Source organism: Pseudomonas sp. NPDC089996 (genome assembly GCF_044748405.1).
Taxonomy (GTDB): Bacteria; Pseudomonadota; Gammaproteobacteria; order Pseudomonadales; family Pseudomonadaceae; genus Aquipseudomonas.
This window is the reverse complement of record NZ_JBIVGA010000001.1, coordinates 324,700-338,454: the sequence shown is the minus strand read 5'-3', so window position 1 is coordinate 338,454 and position 13,755 is coordinate 324,700. Positions and strand designations below refer to the sequence as shown.

Annotated in this window: 18 protein-coding genes and 1 tRNA gene; 1 reads left to right on the top strand and 18 read right to left on the bottom strand. The window is 62.6% G+C overall.

Annotation, left to right across the window (positions count from 1 at the left end; translation table 11 throughout):
• Positions 1–11: 11 nt before the first annotated feature.
• The 4 genes from ACIPW4_RS01660 to ACIPW4_RS01645 form a co-directional block, all read right to left on the bottom strand.
• Positions 12–1,418 carry an ABC transporter substrate-binding protein gene (locus tag ACIPW4_RS01660; protein WP_400654252.1) on the bottom strand — a complete coding sequence of 469 codons (1,407 nt, stop codon included), beginning with the start codon at positions 1,416–1,418 and terminating at the stop codon, positions 12–14.
• A 121-nt stretch (positions 1,419–1,539) separates the two neighbouring features.
• Positions 1,540–1,785 (bottom strand): ferredoxin family protein, encoded by a 246-nt coding sequence (locus ACIPW4_RS01655; RefSeq protein WP_267819540.1) that lies wholly within the window; start codon positions 1,783–1,785, stop codon positions 1,540–1,542.
• A gap of 38 nt (positions 1,786–1,823) precedes the next feature.
• Complete coding sequence (locus ACIPW4_RS01650) at positions 1,824–3,548, bottom strand: fumarate reductase/succinate dehydrogenase flavoprotein subunit (protein ID WP_400654250.1); 1,725 nt, start codon at positions 3,546–3,548, stop codon at positions 1,824–1,826.
• Positions 3,545–4,294 carry a GntR family transcriptional regulator gene (locus tag ACIPW4_RS01645; protein ID WP_400654249.1) on the bottom strand — a complete coding sequence of 250 codons (750 nt, stop codon included), beginning with the start codon at positions 4,292–4,294 and terminating at the stop codon, positions 3,545–3,547. Before ACIPW4_RS01645 ends, ACIPW4_RS01650 begins: the two co-directional genes overlap by 4 nt.
• Positions 4,295–4,491: 197 nt before the next feature.
• Here ACIPW4_RS01645 and ACIPW4_RS01640 point away from each other — a divergent pair.
• Positions 4,492–4,568, top strand: a tRNA-Arg gene (locus ACIPW4_RS01640).
• 180 nt (positions 4,569–4,748) lie between these two features.
• Here ACIPW4_RS01640 and ACIPW4_RS01635 read toward each other — a convergent pair.
• The 14 genes from ACIPW4_RS01635 to ACIPW4_RS01570 form a co-directional block, all read right to left on the bottom strand.
• Positions 4,749–5,066, bottom strand: coding sequence for a phage head closure protein (locus ACIPW4_RS01635; RefSeq protein WP_068578918.1), 318 nt, complete (start codon positions 5,064–5,066; stop codon positions 4,749–4,751).
• The gene (locus ACIPW4_RS01630) at positions 5,066–5,347 is read right to left on the bottom strand and encodes a head-tail connector protein (RefSeq protein ID WP_400654247.1); all 282 of its coding nucleotides are present in this window, start codon (positions 5,345–5,347) and stop codon (positions 5,066–5,068) included. Before ACIPW4_RS01630 ends, ACIPW4_RS01635 begins: the two co-directional genes overlap by 1 nt.
• The gene (locus tag ACIPW4_RS01625) at positions 5,344–6,840 is read right to left on the bottom strand and encodes a terminase large subunit (protein WP_400654245.1); all 1,497 of its coding nucleotides are present in this window, start codon (positions 6,838–6,840) and stop codon (positions 5,344–5,346) included. Before ACIPW4_RS01625 ends, ACIPW4_RS01630 begins: the two co-directional genes overlap by 4 nt.
• Positions 6,837–7,298 (bottom strand): TerS protein, encoded by a 462-nt coding sequence (locus ACIPW4_RS01620; RefSeq protein ID WP_068578924.1) that lies wholly within the window; start codon positions 7,296–7,298, stop codon positions 6,837–6,839. The genes ACIPW4_RS01625 and ACIPW4_RS01620 overlap by 4 nt, the downstream gene beginning before the upstream one ends.
• A 43-nt stretch (positions 7,299–7,341) precedes the next feature.
• Positions 7,342–7,605, bottom strand: coding sequence for an HNH endonuclease signature motif containing protein (locus tag ACIPW4_RS01615; RefSeq protein WP_400654604.1), 264 nt, complete (start codon positions 7,603–7,605; stop codon positions 7,342–7,344).
• A 77-nt stretch (positions 7,606–7,682) separates the two neighbouring features.
• Positions 7,683–8,915, bottom strand: a complete 1,233-nt coding sequence (locus ACIPW4_RS01610; RefSeq protein WP_400654242.1) for a phage portal protein — start codon at positions 8,913–8,915, stop codon at positions 7,683–7,685.
• Complete coding sequence (locus ACIPW4_RS01605; RefSeq protein WP_400654240.1) at positions 8,912–9,433, bottom strand: HK97 family phage prohead protease; 522 nt, start codon at positions 9,431–9,433, stop codon at positions 8,912–8,914. Before ACIPW4_RS01605 ends, ACIPW4_RS01610 begins: the two co-directional genes overlap by 4 nt.
• A complete protein-coding gene (locus ACIPW4_RS01600) occupies positions 9,433–10,020 on the bottom strand; it encodes a tail assembly protein (protein ID WP_400654238.1) in 588 nt (195 codons plus the stop codon). Before ACIPW4_RS01600 ends, ACIPW4_RS01605 begins: the two co-directional genes overlap by 1 nt.
• Positions 10,021–10,022: 2 nt before the next feature.
• The gene (locus ACIPW4_RS01595; protein WP_400654236.1) at positions 10,023–11,225 is read right to left on the bottom strand and encodes a phage major capsid protein; all 1,203 of its coding nucleotides are present in this window, start codon (positions 11,223–11,225) and stop codon (positions 10,023–10,025) included.
• Between the two features lie 621 nt (positions 11,226–11,846).
• Positions 11,847–12,086 carry a hypothetical protein gene (locus tag ACIPW4_RS01590; protein ID WP_068576198.1) on the bottom strand — a complete coding sequence of 80 codons (240 nt, stop codon included), beginning with the start codon at positions 12,084–12,086 and terminating at the stop codon, positions 11,847–11,849.
• Between the two features lie 206 nt (positions 12,087–12,292).
• Positions 12,293–12,694, bottom strand: a complete 402-nt coding sequence (locus ACIPW4_RS01585; RefSeq protein ID WP_068576200.1) for a hypothetical protein — start codon at positions 12,692–12,694, stop codon at positions 12,293–12,295.
• 12 nt (positions 12,695–12,706) lie between these two features.
• The gene (locus ACIPW4_RS01580; RefSeq protein ID WP_400654233.1) at positions 12,707–13,012 is read right to left on the bottom strand and encodes a hypothetical protein; all 306 of its coding nucleotides are present in this window, start codon (positions 13,010–13,012) and stop codon (positions 12,707–12,709) included.
• The gene (locus ACIPW4_RS01575) at positions 13,009–13,455 is read right to left on the bottom strand and encodes a hypothetical protein (RefSeq protein WP_068576202.1); all 447 of its coding nucleotides are present in this window, start codon (positions 13,453–13,455) and stop codon (positions 13,009–13,011) included. The genes ACIPW4_RS01580 and ACIPW4_RS01575 overlap by 4 nt, the downstream gene beginning before the upstream one ends.
• Complete coding sequence (locus ACIPW4_RS01570) at positions 13,452–13,652, bottom strand: helix-turn-helix domain-containing protein (RefSeq protein ID WP_068576204.1); 201 nt, start codon at positions 13,650–13,652, stop codon at positions 13,452–13,454. The genes ACIPW4_RS01575 and ACIPW4_RS01570 overlap by 4 nt, the downstream gene beginning before the upstream one ends.
• Between the last annotated feature and the right edge of the window lie 103 nt (positions 13,653–13,755).

Here is a 13,755-nt window from a genome sequence, read left to right as displayed (position 1 = left end):
GTGCCTCCCGGTCAGCGCTGGGCGACCAGCTTCTGGTTGGCGCTGACGAAGTCCAGCGCTTCACCGCCATGGGCCTTGGCGTACTGCTCGGCCTGGTCCTTGAGCAGGAATGCAGCCAGCTGGCCCTTGTCGTTGCGCACGAACCAGGCCTGGTTGGCCAGCAGCTTGATGCCGCTGTCGGCAGCCTGGGCGTAGATCGCGCGTATGTCCTTGCCTTCCTGCTCCAGCTGGTTCAAGGCGGCGAGGGCGGCCTCCGGCGAGGCGTAGTGGCGAACCTTGTCTTCCCCGCGCACCCAGACTTGCGCCAGGCGGCTGAAGTCGGTGATCGGCTGGCCTGTGAGCGCGTCGTTGGCCTGGAGCGGCAGCGGCTCGTAGTTCTTCAGCGCCTTGTCGTAATCCAGACCGGCCTGTTTGAACGCCGCGCGTATGTACTGATCGTCGATGAACGCAGCGGTATCGAGGCCGCGGTCGGTCTTCTTCAGCAACTTCAGCGTATCGATCGACGTGGCCACCGCCTGGCGATACTCAGGCTTCCAGGTCAGGTCGCGAGTCTGCAGGCCGAGCGGGCCGTGGAACAGGTAATTGACCTCGGCCTCGATGCCGGTGACTTTCTCGATCAGCTCGCTGTACTTCTCAGGTTCGGCAGCGATCAGGCGGTCAGCTTCGAGGCTGGCGCGCAGGTAGGCGGTGACCACTTCCGGGTATTTCTTTGCATAATCGGCATCGACCAGGGCGCCATGGAAGGTCGGCGCATTGGCCTGGGCACCGTCGTAGATCTTGCGGGCAAAGCCGCGATTGGGGAACAGCTCGGCGAACGGCACGAAGTCGGCGTGGGCCTCGATGCGGTTGCTGCGCAGGGCGGAGCCTGCAATCTCCGGGGCCTGGGCGATGATCCGCAGGTCCTTCTGCGGGTCCCAGCCTTGGGCCGCGACGGCGCGCAGCAGCATGCCGTGGGCGGTGGAGGCGAACGGCACGGAGATGGTCTTGCCCTTGAGTTCGGCCAGCGACTGCACCTTCGACGCGGCCGGCACCACGATGCCGTTGCCGCTGCCATGCACGCTGCCCGACAGCACACTGATGAACAGGCTGCGCTTGCCGGCATCAAGGTGCGCGACGCCGTTGAACGAACCGGGGAAGTCGGCCATGGCGCCGAAGTCGAGCTTGCCGGCGACCATCTCGTTGGTCAGCGGCGCGCCGCTGGTGAAGTTCTTCCACTCGACCTGGTACTGAGCGTCCTTGTACTTGCCGTCATGCGGCAGGTATTTGTCGAGCAGGCCCAGCTCACGGATCAGCAGGCCGCCGGTGGCGCAGTTGATGGTGGTGTCCTGGGTGCCGATGGCGATGCGGATGGTTTCGGCGCTGGCATTCAGGCCGGTGAGCGCCAGCGCGAGGCCGGCCACGGTTGCTATGAGGCGCATGGGTGTTTCCCCTCGAATCGTTTTGAGTGCTGGAGTCGTCTCCGCCGCCCGGCTTGGGGGGTGGGAAACGAGGGGCAGTGCAGCAAGGCGCGTCCGGTGGTTCGCCGGATGGCGGGATGAATCAGCGCAGCAGGTACGGGATGTCGACCTTGACGGCGCCGGTGGGGCAGTCTTTTTCGCAGGGCATGCAGTACCAGCACTCGTCGAAGGCCATGTAAGCCTTTTGCGTGGCCGGGTTGATCGCCAGCAGGTCCATGGGGCACACGTCGACACAGACGGTGCAGCCTTTTTCGGCGATACACTTGTCTTCGTCGATGGTCACCGGAGCGCTGCTGCGAAAGAAGATTTCCTGGGGCTGGTAGGCCATTTCACGGGGTCCTTGGGGCCTTCGGCCCTCTGTTTTGTTCAAGCAGCGTCGGCTTTCACCCGCAGCCGGTCATAGGCGGTCTGTTCTTGCGCATCCAGGGCAATCAGGTAGGGCTCGACCGCCTTCCTGAAGCTGGTCATCTCGCCGTTTTCGCCTTTTTTCAGATGGCAGTGGCAGAACCACTCGCCATCGTTGCGCTCGGGAAAGTCCACACGGTGGTGGTAAAGCCCCCAGCGGCTCTCTTCACGGAACAACGAGGCGCGCGCGGCCATCTCGGCACAGTCGCGGATCACCGATACTTCCATGGCCCGCATCAGCTCATGCGGGTTGCTGGATTTCATCTGGTCGAGATCACGCTCGATCTCGGCAAAGCGCGCCAGGCCGATTTCCATCTTCTTGGTCACCTTCGGCGGCTGCAGGTAGTCGTTGACCATGCGCCGCAACTTGTACTCGACTTGCGCCGGCGGCAGGCCATGCTCACGCTGCAACGGCGCGAATACCCGAGCGCGTTCGCGCTCGACTTGCCCGGTATCGACCTCGGCAAGTTCGCGTCCGGCCACGTATTGCGCGGCGTTCACACCGGCAAACCAACCGTAGGTAAAGGCCCCGAGCATGTAGTTATGCGGCACTGCGGCCATGTCACCGGCGGCATACAGGCCCTTCACGCTGGTCTCGGCCTTCTCGTTGACCCACACCCCCGAGGCCGAATGCCCCGAGCAGAAGCCGATTTCGGAGATGTGCATCTCGACCATGTGCTGGCGATAGTCGGTGCCACGCCCGGCATGGAACTGGCCTCGGCTCGGGCGTTCGTTGCTGTGCAGGATCTCTTCGATGTTCTGGATGGTTTCCTCGGCCAGGTGGTCGAGCTTGAGGAACACCGGGCCGTTGCCGCCTTCGAGTTCCTGGTGGAACTCCCACATCATCTGCCCGCTCCAGTAGTCGCACTCGATGAAGCGCTCGCCTTTGCTGTTGGCGGTATAGCCGCCCAGCGGGCCGGTCACGTAGGCGCAGGCCGGGCCGTTGTAATCCTTGATCAGCGGGTTGATCTGGAAGCACTCGAGGTTGGCCAGCTCGGCACCGGCGTGGTAGGCCATGGCATAGCCGTCGCCGGCATTGGTCGGGTTTTCGTAGGTACCCATCAGGTAACCCGACGATGGCAGCCCCAGGCGCCCGGCGGCACCGCAGGCGAGGATCACCGCCTTGGCGCGGACCACGCGGAATTCGCCAGTGCGGCAGTCGAAGCCCAGTACACCGGCAGCGGCGCCTTGCGCATCGAGCAGCACCCGTGTGCAGACCATGCGGTTGCTGATTTCGACACGGGCGCGCTTGAGCTGGCGATAGAGCACCTTCTTGATGTCATGGCCTTCGGGCATCGGCAACACATAGGCGCCCATGTGGTGGACCTTCTTCACCGCGTAGTCGCCGGTCTCGTCCTTTTCGAACTTCACGCCCCAGCGGTCGAGCTGCTCGATCGTCTCGAAGCTGTGGGTGGCGTAGGCATGCACGGCGGCCTGGTTGACGATGCCGTCATTGGCCACGGTGATTTCCTTGGTGTACTGCTCGGGCGTGGCATGGCCGGGGATGATGGCGTTGTTCAGGCCGTCCATACCCATGCTGATGGCCCCGCTGCGCTTGACGTTGGCCTTTTCCAGCAGCAGCACGCGCAGGCGCTTGTCGTGCTCCTTGGCCTTGATCGCGGCCATTGGCCCGGCGGTGCCGCCGCCGATGACGATGATGTCGTAGTCCTGGGTCTCGATGCTCATGCCTTGCTCCCCTTCTGGCGGTCGATGCGCAGGCGGTACTGGAAGGCATCGCCGCGGTAGTACAGGTGTTCGAAGTCCAGTGGCATGCCGTCGGCGGTGTGGGTCAGGCGCTCGATGCGCATGATCGGCGCGCCCTCCTCCACCTCCAGTGCCTGGGCCAGGTCGCTGTCGGCCAGCACCGCGTCGATGGCAAGGTCGGCGTGACCCAGGGCGATGCCGCAGTCGTTTTCCAGCAGCAGGAAGATGTCGCGGGTGACCAGGTCGGCCTTTTCCAGTTTTTCGCCGACGGCCTTGGGCAGCCAGGTCAGCTCCAGCGACACCGGCTCGCGGTTGATCAATCGCACCCGACGGATCTCGGTGACCAGGCTGCCCTCCTCGACCTGCAGCCGCGCCGCCACCAGGGCATTGGCCGGCACATGGCGGAAACTGCGCAGGCGGTTGATCACTTCATGGCCCATCTGCGTCATCGACTCACCCAAGCCCTGCAGGGTGCTGACGTTCTGGAACGGCTTGGGTTTGGCGACGAAGGTGCCTTTGCCATGAATCTTGAAGATCAGCCCTTCCTTTTGCAGGTCGCCCAGCGCCTGGCGCACAGTGATGCGGCTGACATCGAAAGCCTTGCCCAGCTCGCTTTCCGAGGGCATGCGGCTGTGCGGTGGGTAGGTGCCGTCGAGGATGCGCTCGCGCAGCAGTTCCTTGAGCTGGGTGTAGAGCGGTACCGGGGACAGGGGGAGCAGTTCGGCCATGGGTCTCTTCGCTGATCGATGACTTGTTATAACAAGTTGTGACCAGATAATAGAGGGCATAAGAAACGGTACGGAAATACTGATATCGCATATGGATAGATGGATTTCCGTAGGGCAAGGCCAGCCGTAATGGAAAAACAGCCATAGATCAAGGCGATGGACGCAGCCGAATCAGATGGGTATCATGCCTGCGCGTTGCACTCGTAGCTCAGCTGGATAGAGTACTGCCCTCCGAAGGCAGGGGTCGTGGGTTCGAATCCCGCCGAGTGCGCCATGAATTCCGCCACTTCCGTGGTTTCACGCTGACAGCAGGCCAAGGCCGTGACAGCAGCGTGACAGCAAAAAGCCCCGCCATTGCGGGGCTTTTTTGTTCCTGACGCGCTAGATTCGGCGCACCTCGAAAACCTGACGCGCCAGGGGTGTCCTCAAATGTGAGGAAACCCCACACATTCGCTCACAGCTTGCCGGTCTTGCACATGAGCTCGATCCGCCGGCGGCGAGCGTCAGGAAGGACAGCGGTGATCTCGTATACCTTCGAGCCCTCGCGGATGCGCCAGCTAGTAATGAGGTCGGGCCGGTACCGGAGCACAATGCGATAGATCGTTTGTGCCTGCACGGCCTGGGCGGCGATGAACTCGCTCCCGCTGATGCTCTCGATGTCGACCCACTCCCGACTCACTTCCTCCCAGGTGCGGATGACCCCACCGCTGGGCGTGCGAGTGTCAATCGGCTTTTCGATGGTCACCGGGTAACGCAGCTTGCCGGCAAGCATCAGAACACCGCCATGGAGCGGTACGGCGCCAGCAGAAGTGCATACGCTGTGTTCTCGGTCAGAGTTCGGTCGCCCTGCCGCTCGCGGTTCTCGTACAGGTCGCCCACCAACAAAAGCACAGCGGCCTTGATCGGAGCAGGCATCGGATCGGGCAAGCTGTCGCCCAGGAAGTTGCTGACGTGGGTTTCTGCTGCAGCGATCAGGCCCAGGATGTAGCTGTCTTCCTCGGCGTGATCGACGCGCATGTGCTGCTTGGCTTCTTCAAGGGTCACGGTAGTCATACAAAAAATACCTCGGTATCAAGATCGGCAGGGGCTTCGGCAACCTGGGCGGCGCCGAACGCCATAGCCAGGGCCTGGAGGCCGTCGATACGGCCGGTACGGCGGCTCTTGTCCAGCTTGCGGTTGCCACTGGGGTCCTTCACCGCCACGGCGTTGGCGGCGCACAAGGTCAGCACGGGGTGGCCACCATGGGCGACACGGCCATTCAGCAGCTCGGCTTCCAGGGCGTCGAGGGCTGGCGCCATGTCGCGGAAGCCTTGCCCGTGCGGCACCAGCGGCAGCTCCAGGCCCAGACGTTCCAATTCCTTCTTGAGCACGTCGATGCGCCAGCGGTCATAGGCGATCGCCGCCACCTCGCAGTCGCTCAGAATCTCGGCCATATCCAGCGCCACGGCCTCCAGATCAACTGTGGCCCCGGGTGTGGTTCGGATGTACCCCTGGCGCACCCACATGTCATATGGGGCGCGGTCCTTCTGTGCTCGATCTAACACGCCCTGCTCGGGCGTCCAGAAGTACGGACGGACCTGCCACACGCCATCTACCTTGCCGATCAGCACCAGCGACGTCAGGTCTGTTCGCGCCGAGAGATCAAGGCCCGCATAGACCAGGCCCTCGAATGGGTCAGGCACGGTGTCGCAGCCCATCCACACGTCAGGGCTGATGAATGGGCTGTCGAGGCTGACGCGCTGGTTGAGCAGCAGGTTACGGGCGGTGTTGCTCATGCTCGGCATGCGCTCGGCTTGTTGCATCTGCTCTCGCAGGTCTGTCTCAGACCGGAAGATGCCCAGTGCCGGGTTGGCCGCTCGCCAGCCGTCTTCGTCCATCAGATCGCAGCCCGCCGCCGCGGCGTACAGGCGGCACACGATCTTTGGGTCATTGCTGCGCAGGGCATCGTCAATCCACTGGCTCAGCAGGTCGGCGTCGTTGGCTGCCTGGGTACTGATGGCGATCAGCAGCGGTGCCGAGTGGGCGCCCTGGCTGGTGGTGATGGCGTCCACGAAGTCGGATTGCGGGCCGCGTATCTGCCCGATCTCGTCCAGAATGGCGAGCACTGGAGAGAGGCCGTGCGCGGTCTTGCCGTCGGCGGCCAGGGCGCGAAACTCGGTGTTCAGGTTCAGCCCCAGCAGCCGCTTGCCGCTGGGCACGATGCGGACGATCTTCGACAGGGCGGGCGATAGCTGCACCATCTTGGCGGCCAGGTTGAACACCAGGGCGGCTTGGTCGCGGCTCATGGCCCCCGACACAAGCTGGCTGTTTTGCTTCGCCTCGGGGCCGACCAAGTGCGCCAGCAGCAGGCCCGCGATCAGGCCTGACTTGCCGTTCTTCCTGGCCACACTGAGGATGGCCCGTCGAGTGCCCACCGGGTTGTCGTACACGTCACGGATGAACTGGCGCTGGAACTCGGCCAGGCATAGCGGCTTGCCAACGTCCGCGCCTTCGGGCGTAACGCAGTAGCGTTCGATAAACGCGATGATCTTTTCGGCGCGGGTCATTGCAGCGTCCCCAGGGTCGGTATCAGGTCGTCATCCACATGCTGCCGGGCCTCACGTTCGAGCGCGGCGCCCTTGTGGATATCCTGGGCCTTGCCCACTGTGGCAATGGTGGCCACCATGAGCTGGCGCCCGATGGCCAGCGACCGGCGTGTCATCTTGTCCAGCAGCTCACAGGCCGGGTTCACCTTCCCCTCGACCAGCATGCCGTCGCGGTCGATGCTGTCCTGCAGCGCCTCGATGTCGGCATAGGCCCGCGCCAGGTTCGCCGCCAGCACCAGGTCGGCATCGGTCCAGGTGTCCCGAGGGCGAGCGGTCACGATGGCATCCCAGAACGGTCTGTCGGTATCGCGCACGCGGATGTGCTGCGGTGGCTGGATTGGACCGACAGCGACGGCCTGGCTCGCGGCTATGGCGGCCTTGGCGCTGTCTGATCGTGGGCGGCGGGGCGTGGTCTTCATGTTTTTTCGGCAGTTAGCGAAGAAAGAGCAGGTCGGGGGCGGTCTAGGTCCCGCCGGTTCCTGGTGATCTTTTGGCCCTGTTCCAGTGGTGGTTTGGGTCAAGCGGGATGCCGTTCGCATCGCACCCCCGCGTGGTGCGCTTTCCCATGTCTTCGGCTGTCTTGATCGAGTGACACGAGTGGCACAAGGGCGCCAGATTTGTGCGCGCGTTGTTGTCGCCGTTGTTGTCCATGTGATCCACATCAGTAGCAGGTGTGACCAGGCCACGGGCCGCACAGTCGCGGCACAGTGGTTCCTCGGCCAGCACCTGTGCACGCAGGCGCTGCCATGCAGCACTACCGAGAGGAATCGCCCTCTTCTTGGGTTTGTACCTGCTCACCCTGCTCACGCTTCTTCTCCTTCGCCTGGCGCTGCCTTTCCTCCAGGTGGGTTCCCAGCACCCGTACCCGGGGCTTTAGGGTCTGGAGCCTTGGTTTTTTGCTCATCATCAATACCTTCGACGGTGGGTAGGTTTTCCATGCGGCGGACCTCGGACGGCAAAAGCCATCGGTCCTCGATGCCGCGCTGATAGAACTGCGCACGGTTGAGACTATCACCACGCAGCAGGCCTTCCACGTTGTGCTCAGCGAAGAAGCCGCTGCCCAGTAGGGTGCGGTTGATAGCCTGCTCCCATGCGACCAGGTGGCGGCGCAGGGTGTGAGTGACGAAGTACCGGCCCAGCTCCACGGCGTTGGAGTAGTTGGCCTCGCGCAGATCACCGATCAGCACAGGCGGTACACGGAACAGGCGGGCCACTTCCTCGACCGACAGGCGCCGGGCCTCGATCCACTCAGCATCCTCCAGGGTCATGGATACCGCGCTGTACTTCGCGCCCTGGGGCAGCACTGGGGTCTTGCCGTGGTTGTTCACGCCAGCCTGGCCAGCCGCCCAGCTCTCACGAATCTGCGCGGCCTGCTCTTTGGTGGTGCCGGGTGCTGTCTCGATCACGCCCGACAGCTTGGTACCCTGCTCGAACATCTTGGCCCCGTGGGTACGTTCGGCCAGCGCCAGCCCGAGAGTATCCCTGGCCACCTGAATAGGGCTGCGCCCGAGCACACCGTCTTCGGTGTGATAGCGGATGTGCAACATCTCGTCGGCGGTCAGTCGCTGCAGCTTGCCATGGCGATCGGTGTACTCGTAGACCAGGCGCTCGCTGGCGGAACTGCGCAGGATCGAAACGCTGTCCGGGTTGACCGGCTCCAGCGCCTGCACACGACCGGCACCACTCCAGCGGATGCGAGCATAGGCATTGCCGCGCAGCAGGATGTGGCGTTGCAGTTGCTCGCGGAATTCCAGGGCGGTTTGCCATTCGTTCGGGGCGTCGTGCAGCAGCGCGTACAGGGGATGGGTACGGGCCTTGTCGCGCCCGTCATCGGTGCGGCGGTACACGTCCAGAGGCAGGCTGCCCACGCTCTCGCTGATGGCCGCGACAGCCGCGTATACGGCACTGATCGACTCGGCGGTCTGTACCGTAATGTTGACCCCTGCCGAGTTACCGCCCTGGCTGAACTGGTCGAAGTACCGATCATAGGCCGGGGTGTTGTTGGAGCGCGTGAACAGGCTGAACAGCTTTTTCACCGGATGCACTCCAGGAACTCAAGGTATCGACGGGCATTGGCCAGCGCCAGCATTGGCTTGCGGCTGCGCACCGATACGGTGGTGGTCGGGTAGGCCGGATTCGCCGTGATGGTGATTTCGTGAAGGTCCACGTCCTGCAGGCTGCGCAACTCGCCTTGCCAGTCCTCCTTCACCGGCACGAAGCCGAATGAGCACCCGGCCACGTCGCCGCGCTTCACCAGCTCGGACAGGTCACGACCCAGGCTGGTGTCGGGCAGGTCCAGTTCGAACGCAAGGCCCACGTCATCCTCAGTAAGGCGCAGGGTGCCAGCTCCGACACGGCCCAATAGGGCTGCATCATCGTGCTCGTAAACGGCGCGGATGTTGGCGGCGGCTGGGCCTGCAAGGGAGCGCTTGAAAGCCCCCGGAAGGATGATTTCGGTAAAGCCCTCGATGGGCGCTGGCTGGCCGAAACGTGCGGCATAGCCGAACAACGTCCGGCCTTTCCGTTCCAGGCTTGCGGCTACTCGGCGTTCCATCAAGCCTTGTCCTCTGCAACGATCGACGCGGAGATGATCGCGCCACCCCAACGGCGGTGGCCGATGCAGATCGGCACCGGCAAGCCGCTGGCGGTAGTGTTTTTGGCGCTGCCAAAGGCGTACGACGGAAGGTTTTCAGGCGCACCGCTTTGTGCCAGCCCCTTGGCCTGCGGGCTGAGCATCTGGATGACACCGCCAGCAACCAACGCGATCCCAGGACCATAGGTTGCGCCGCCCGTGAAAGGCCCTGCGATGAGCAAAGCAACGCCCACAATGGTCTGCAGCAGGCCGGCGCGTTTGCTTCCCTCGATCACAGGCACAAAGCGAAGCTCGCGAGCACCGCCAAACCCAAGTTCTTCCTCCTTGATGTTCTGGCCGTTCTTGAAGATCGCGAAGCGAAGCCCACGGCTCTGCGCCTTGGCCAACTCATTGGCGAATCCAGGATGATTGACATCCATGGCCTTCACCGCTTCCCTGGGGTCGCCACGGTCCAGCACGAAATGGTGCTCCTTACCAAACAGGCGGCGCAGGAATCCGCACAGGATGATCTTGGTCTTAGGGGTGTAGTCGATCGCCAGGGCAGCCATGGTTACGCCTCCGAAGCAACTACGAAGCCTTCGGGATGACGCACGGCGGTGTCGACAGTGGCCATTGCACGGACCTGCACACCGCCGCGGCTGTAGGCAGGCTCGGCGTATGGGTTCACCAGAATGTCCACTTCGGACCACACGCCCAGCATGACCTGGCTCCAGTCGCCCAAGATCAGCTTGCCAGCCGGGACGTTCTTCGATGCCGCCAGCGCCAGGTTGGCCAGGGTGCCGTTGTCGTACAGGAAGCCACTGCCAGACCCGGCCACCTTCTCGGTGCTGCCCAGGATGGTGCGGATCGCGGCGGTGGTCAGCCAGCGGGCGTTGGTGATGTTCACGTCATCCAGCTTCTCCAGCAGCGCCAGCACCTCGGCCCAGGTGGCGGGCATGTCGGCAGTCTGAATGCCGGTGGTGTTCAGGACGCCCAGCGGTTCACCAGCAGCGCCGCTGCCGTTGATGATGGCGCGGTCGATCTGGCGGGCGATCAGGAACGACAGGTCTTCGCGTACTAGTTGCTCGATGCCTGGCGACGATTGCTGCAGGAGCTGGCGGGACATTTCAGTCTTGCCGCCGACATGCTTGGGCGTCAGGGTCACGCCGTCGAACGACATTTGGCCCTCGGGCACGGCCTGGCCCTCAGTAACCCAGCCGGTTTCCAGGCCGCTGCCGAACTTCGGCACGCTCACGTTGCCCACCAGGCCGGTCAGGGTGCGGATGCCCAGCGAACGGGCCAGCAGCGCCTCACGCAGCGGCCCGATGTACAGGTCGGCACGGTGGTCGGTGCCCACCAGCTCGGGCGCGGTCGCGGTGGTGTTGGCGCGGCGCTCAAGGGCGGCGAACGGCACGAATGCGCCCTCAGCCTTGCGACCGGTGCGGCGTTCGGTTTCCTGGGTGTATTCGCGCTCGGCGCCGTCCAGTTGGCGACCTTCCATTTGTGCACGCAGCACGCGGATCACGCTGACGCGCTTCTCCAGGTGCTCAGGGGTGTCGGTGGCGGCCGGAGTGGCGGTGCGCTTCTCCAGATCGGCCAGGTGCTCATGGCGGGTGATCTGGTCGGCCAGCGAGCGCTCCTCGGTCTTGAAGGTTTCAAACTGAGTGGATTCGTCGGTGGTCAGGTCACGGCCAGCAGCGGAAGCGGTGTCCACCAGCTTTCTCATGCCCTCGACGGCGGCGGTGCGCTTCTCGCGCAGTTCGTGAAGTTTCATCAGGTAAAGATCCTGTGGATGGGGTTTTCGAGAACCCACCATAGGCCCATTTTTCGAGTCAAAACAGACGCTTACTGTCCACCTGATGCACGCTCTGTCTCGTTTTGTTCAGTGGTATTTACAGGCACGATCCGCCGAGTATTTTCCCGACGAACGGTAGGGAAGTGGCTTTTTCGCACTTCGCTTCCGTCTGGCTCGCATCCTCCATTATCACTAATGCGTTAAGGCACCCTCGGGCCAGCAACTGCGCGGCCTCGGGCGGTTTCTGCCGGTTTTCCAATAAGGCGCAGGTAAGGTCGGGAATCCTCCACTGCGGTGGATTTCGCAACCCAGCGCCAGCCCAGGCAAGGTTTGGGGCTTGGACAATTCCCTGAATCAACCAATCTACGACGGGTCGAGTCGTGAAAGGCTTTCTTCATTCCCGGTCAAGCCTGCCGAGTCGGACCAACTGAGCCGAGTCGGATCAAATGGTCTGTCTCGGCAATCCACTGTGGCGTTTCCTACACACTGTGTAGAAATCAACACGGTGGACGAATGCTCGTTGCTCCCTCGGTGAGTGCTCGCCGAATGCTCCCGCAACCCGGCACTAGATGCCGCCCTGCAGCTACTGCACCCCGTGCGTCAAATGCACCCCGCCTCGTTCGCCGGAACGACACCCCGATCTGAGCCACTGCCGGCCAGTGCCGCTTTGTTGGCCAGCCAGATCAGGTCCGGCTTCACCTCAATGGCGCACTCCCTGCACATCCCGATCACGGTCCACGGAAGAAACTCGACAACCAGGAATGACAGACGATTTGCACGCTGACACTTGCCCGAATAGCCGTAGTTACAGCGGGCTTGTTTGAACAGTACCGGCCCCATGTAATACCCCCGGTGGTGGTAATTTAATAAGACTGGGATTTTTTCCGTTTACCCAATCGGCTGGAGGCCCCGGTTTCCGTGGCGACTACTGGGAAATTTTCCTAGTAGCCGCTCCGAGCTATCCAGTAACCGCACGCAACCAGACAAACCAACTCAATCGACTGGGAAAAAATCCCAGTAGGTGCCGGAAAAAATCCCACCGAAAATCAGATGAACTTGAAGGTTGGCGGACCCGGCGATCGCTCAAGGTCTTTGCCAGGGCATTCATCGATAGCGGCCCAAGTGATCGCATAGAGCGCGCACCGCGCCATACCCCTCTCACGCCCCTTTCTGTACTCCCGGGTGCGCACAATGAGCCCTGCCTGAATCAACTCCTCAAGAGCGGAGGCAAGCGTCTTGGCATCCATTGGGCGCCCCTGCGCCAGCATGTCCGCTGTACACGCCAGATCACCGTTGTTGTGTCCGTTGTAATTACGGGCCAACTTGATGAGGACCGTCACCGCCTTGGGCGTCAGACAGTCGAATGCCGGGTGCGTGAGAAGGCGATAGGGCAGCGCCAGGACGCGCCCTCCTCCAAAGTCGACCTTGTACTTTTTCTTCCTCGCCATACGGGCTGGGCGTCAAGCTTGCGCTTGCGCTGTCTCTGTTGCCCCATATGCGTAGCCGATGTGTCGGTGGCGCCAGCAAAAGTTCTGCGAACCCAGCTTGACGTTCTCCAGGTGGGCGTAAAGGCGCTTGGAGATCGGATGTTGCTGCCCGAGCGCCGGAATAATCATCGTGGTGATGATGCGCTCAAGCTTCCCGAACTCGTCACGGGCCTGGTTCTGATGGAACATTTCGAAGTCAGCCAGGACGGCAGGGGCTAGGACCTCACCCGAGTGGTGGTTATTTGTACAGTCGTTGTACTTGATCTGCTGTTCTGTCACGATGGGTCCCTCTCGTTGGTGCTCACCAATGCGATATCGCCGGAGAGGTGTTGGCGCACCTTCTCCTGCAACTGGTCGTTACCTGTGGTGCCTTTAGCCCCGTCAACTGGGGCTTGGCGCCGGGTCACTTCAAACTCTACGTCGTCCAGCAAAACGCTTACCCATTCCGGCTCACCCTCGAGTCGAATGTGCCGGACCTTCCCGAATACAGCCCTGTTCGTGCCTTGGCATGCGACGCTCCAGCGGTCATGGTCAACGCCGTTCCCCACCGTCTGCTTTTTCACCCAGTCGGGCAGCTCTCCCCTGCACCTCATCTCGTTCAACATCGTCCACCAGTGCCGAGCCATGGCCCGCTCTGCCTCGATCAGATCAGCGATCTGATGCCGCTGGTCCAGGTTCAGCGTTATTACCGCCTCTGCCGGGACTGAATCCACATCGTTCACCGGCTGCCCTCCTTCGCGACGCGGTTGATCCAGGCTTCCAGCTCCTTCACCAGGATCAATCGGCGCTTGCCTGATTTGAAGGCTGGCAGCTCTCCTTTCGCGATCGCGCTATAGATCGCGCTCCGGCTGTGGCTTGTAAGGCGTGCAGCCTCCTCAGGGCCTACAGCCATTGGTTGCACCGGCATCGCTTGTTCCATGTTCACCTCCTGAGGTGTATTGAAAGATGTGGACACCTTAGCCGACCCCAAAACGGAGTGTCCACATTTTTCTTACACTGCACGACATACGCACACACTGACT

Bases quoted from the DNA above. Each gene is read 5' to 3' on its own strand.
- ACIPW4_RS01590 (WP_068576198.1), bottom strand. From the start codon at position 12,086: ATGGGGCCGGTACTGTTCAAACAAGCCCGCTGTAACTACGGCTATTCG.
- ACIPW4_RS01620 (WP_068578924.1), bottom strand. From the start codon at position 7,298: ATGAAGACCACGCCCCGCCGCCCACGATCAGACAGCGCCAAGGCCGCC.
- ACIPW4_RS01660 (WP_400654252.1), bottom strand. From the start codon at position 1,418: ATGCGCCTCATAGCAACCGTGGCCGGCCTCGCGCTGGCGCTCACCGGC.
- ACIPW4_RS01570 (WP_068576204.1), bottom strand. From the start codon at position 13,652: ATGGAACAAGCGATGCCGGTGCAACCAATGGCTGTAGGCCCTGAGGAG.
- ACIPW4_RS01600 (WP_400654238.1), bottom strand. From the start codon at position 10,020: ATGGCTGCCCTGGCGATCGACTACACCCCTAAGACCAAGATCATCCTG.
- ACIPW4_RS01650 (WP_400654250.1), bottom strand. From the start codon at position 3,548: ATGAGCATCGAGACCCAGGACTACGACATCATCGTCATCGGCGGCGGC.
- ACIPW4_RS01645 (WP_400654249.1), bottom strand. From the start codon at position 4,294: ATGGCCGAACTGCTCCCCCTGTCCCCGGTACCGCTCTACACCCAGCTC.
- ACIPW4_RS01625 (WP_400654245.1), bottom strand. From the start codon at position 6,840: ATGACCCGCGCCGAAAAGATCATCGCGTTTATCGAACGCTACTGCGTT.
- ACIPW4_RS01605 (WP_400654240.1), bottom strand. From the start codon at position 9,433: ATGGAACGCCGAGTAGCCGCAAGCCTGGAACGGAAAGGCCGGACGTTG.
- ACIPW4_RS01635 (WP_068578918.1), bottom strand. From the start codon at position 5,066: ATGCTTGCCGGCAAGCTGCGTTACCCGGTGACCATCGAAAAGCCGATT.
- ACIPW4_RS01655 (WP_267819540.1), bottom strand. From the start codon at position 1,785: ATGGCCTACCAGCCCCAGGAAATCTTCTTTCGCAGCAGCGCTCCGGTG.
- ACIPW4_RS01595 (WP_400654236.1), bottom strand. From the start codon at position 11,225: ATGAAACTTCACGAACTGCGCGAGAAGCGCACCGCCGCCGTCGAGGGC.
- ACIPW4_RS01630 (WP_400654247.1), bottom strand. From the start codon at position 5,347: ATGACTACCGTGACCCTTGAAGAAGCCAAGCAGCACATGCGCGTCGAT.
- ACIPW4_RS01585 (WP_068576200.1), bottom strand. From the start codon at position 12,694: ATGGCGAGGAAGAAAAAGTACAAGGTCGACTTTGGAGGAGGGCGCGTC.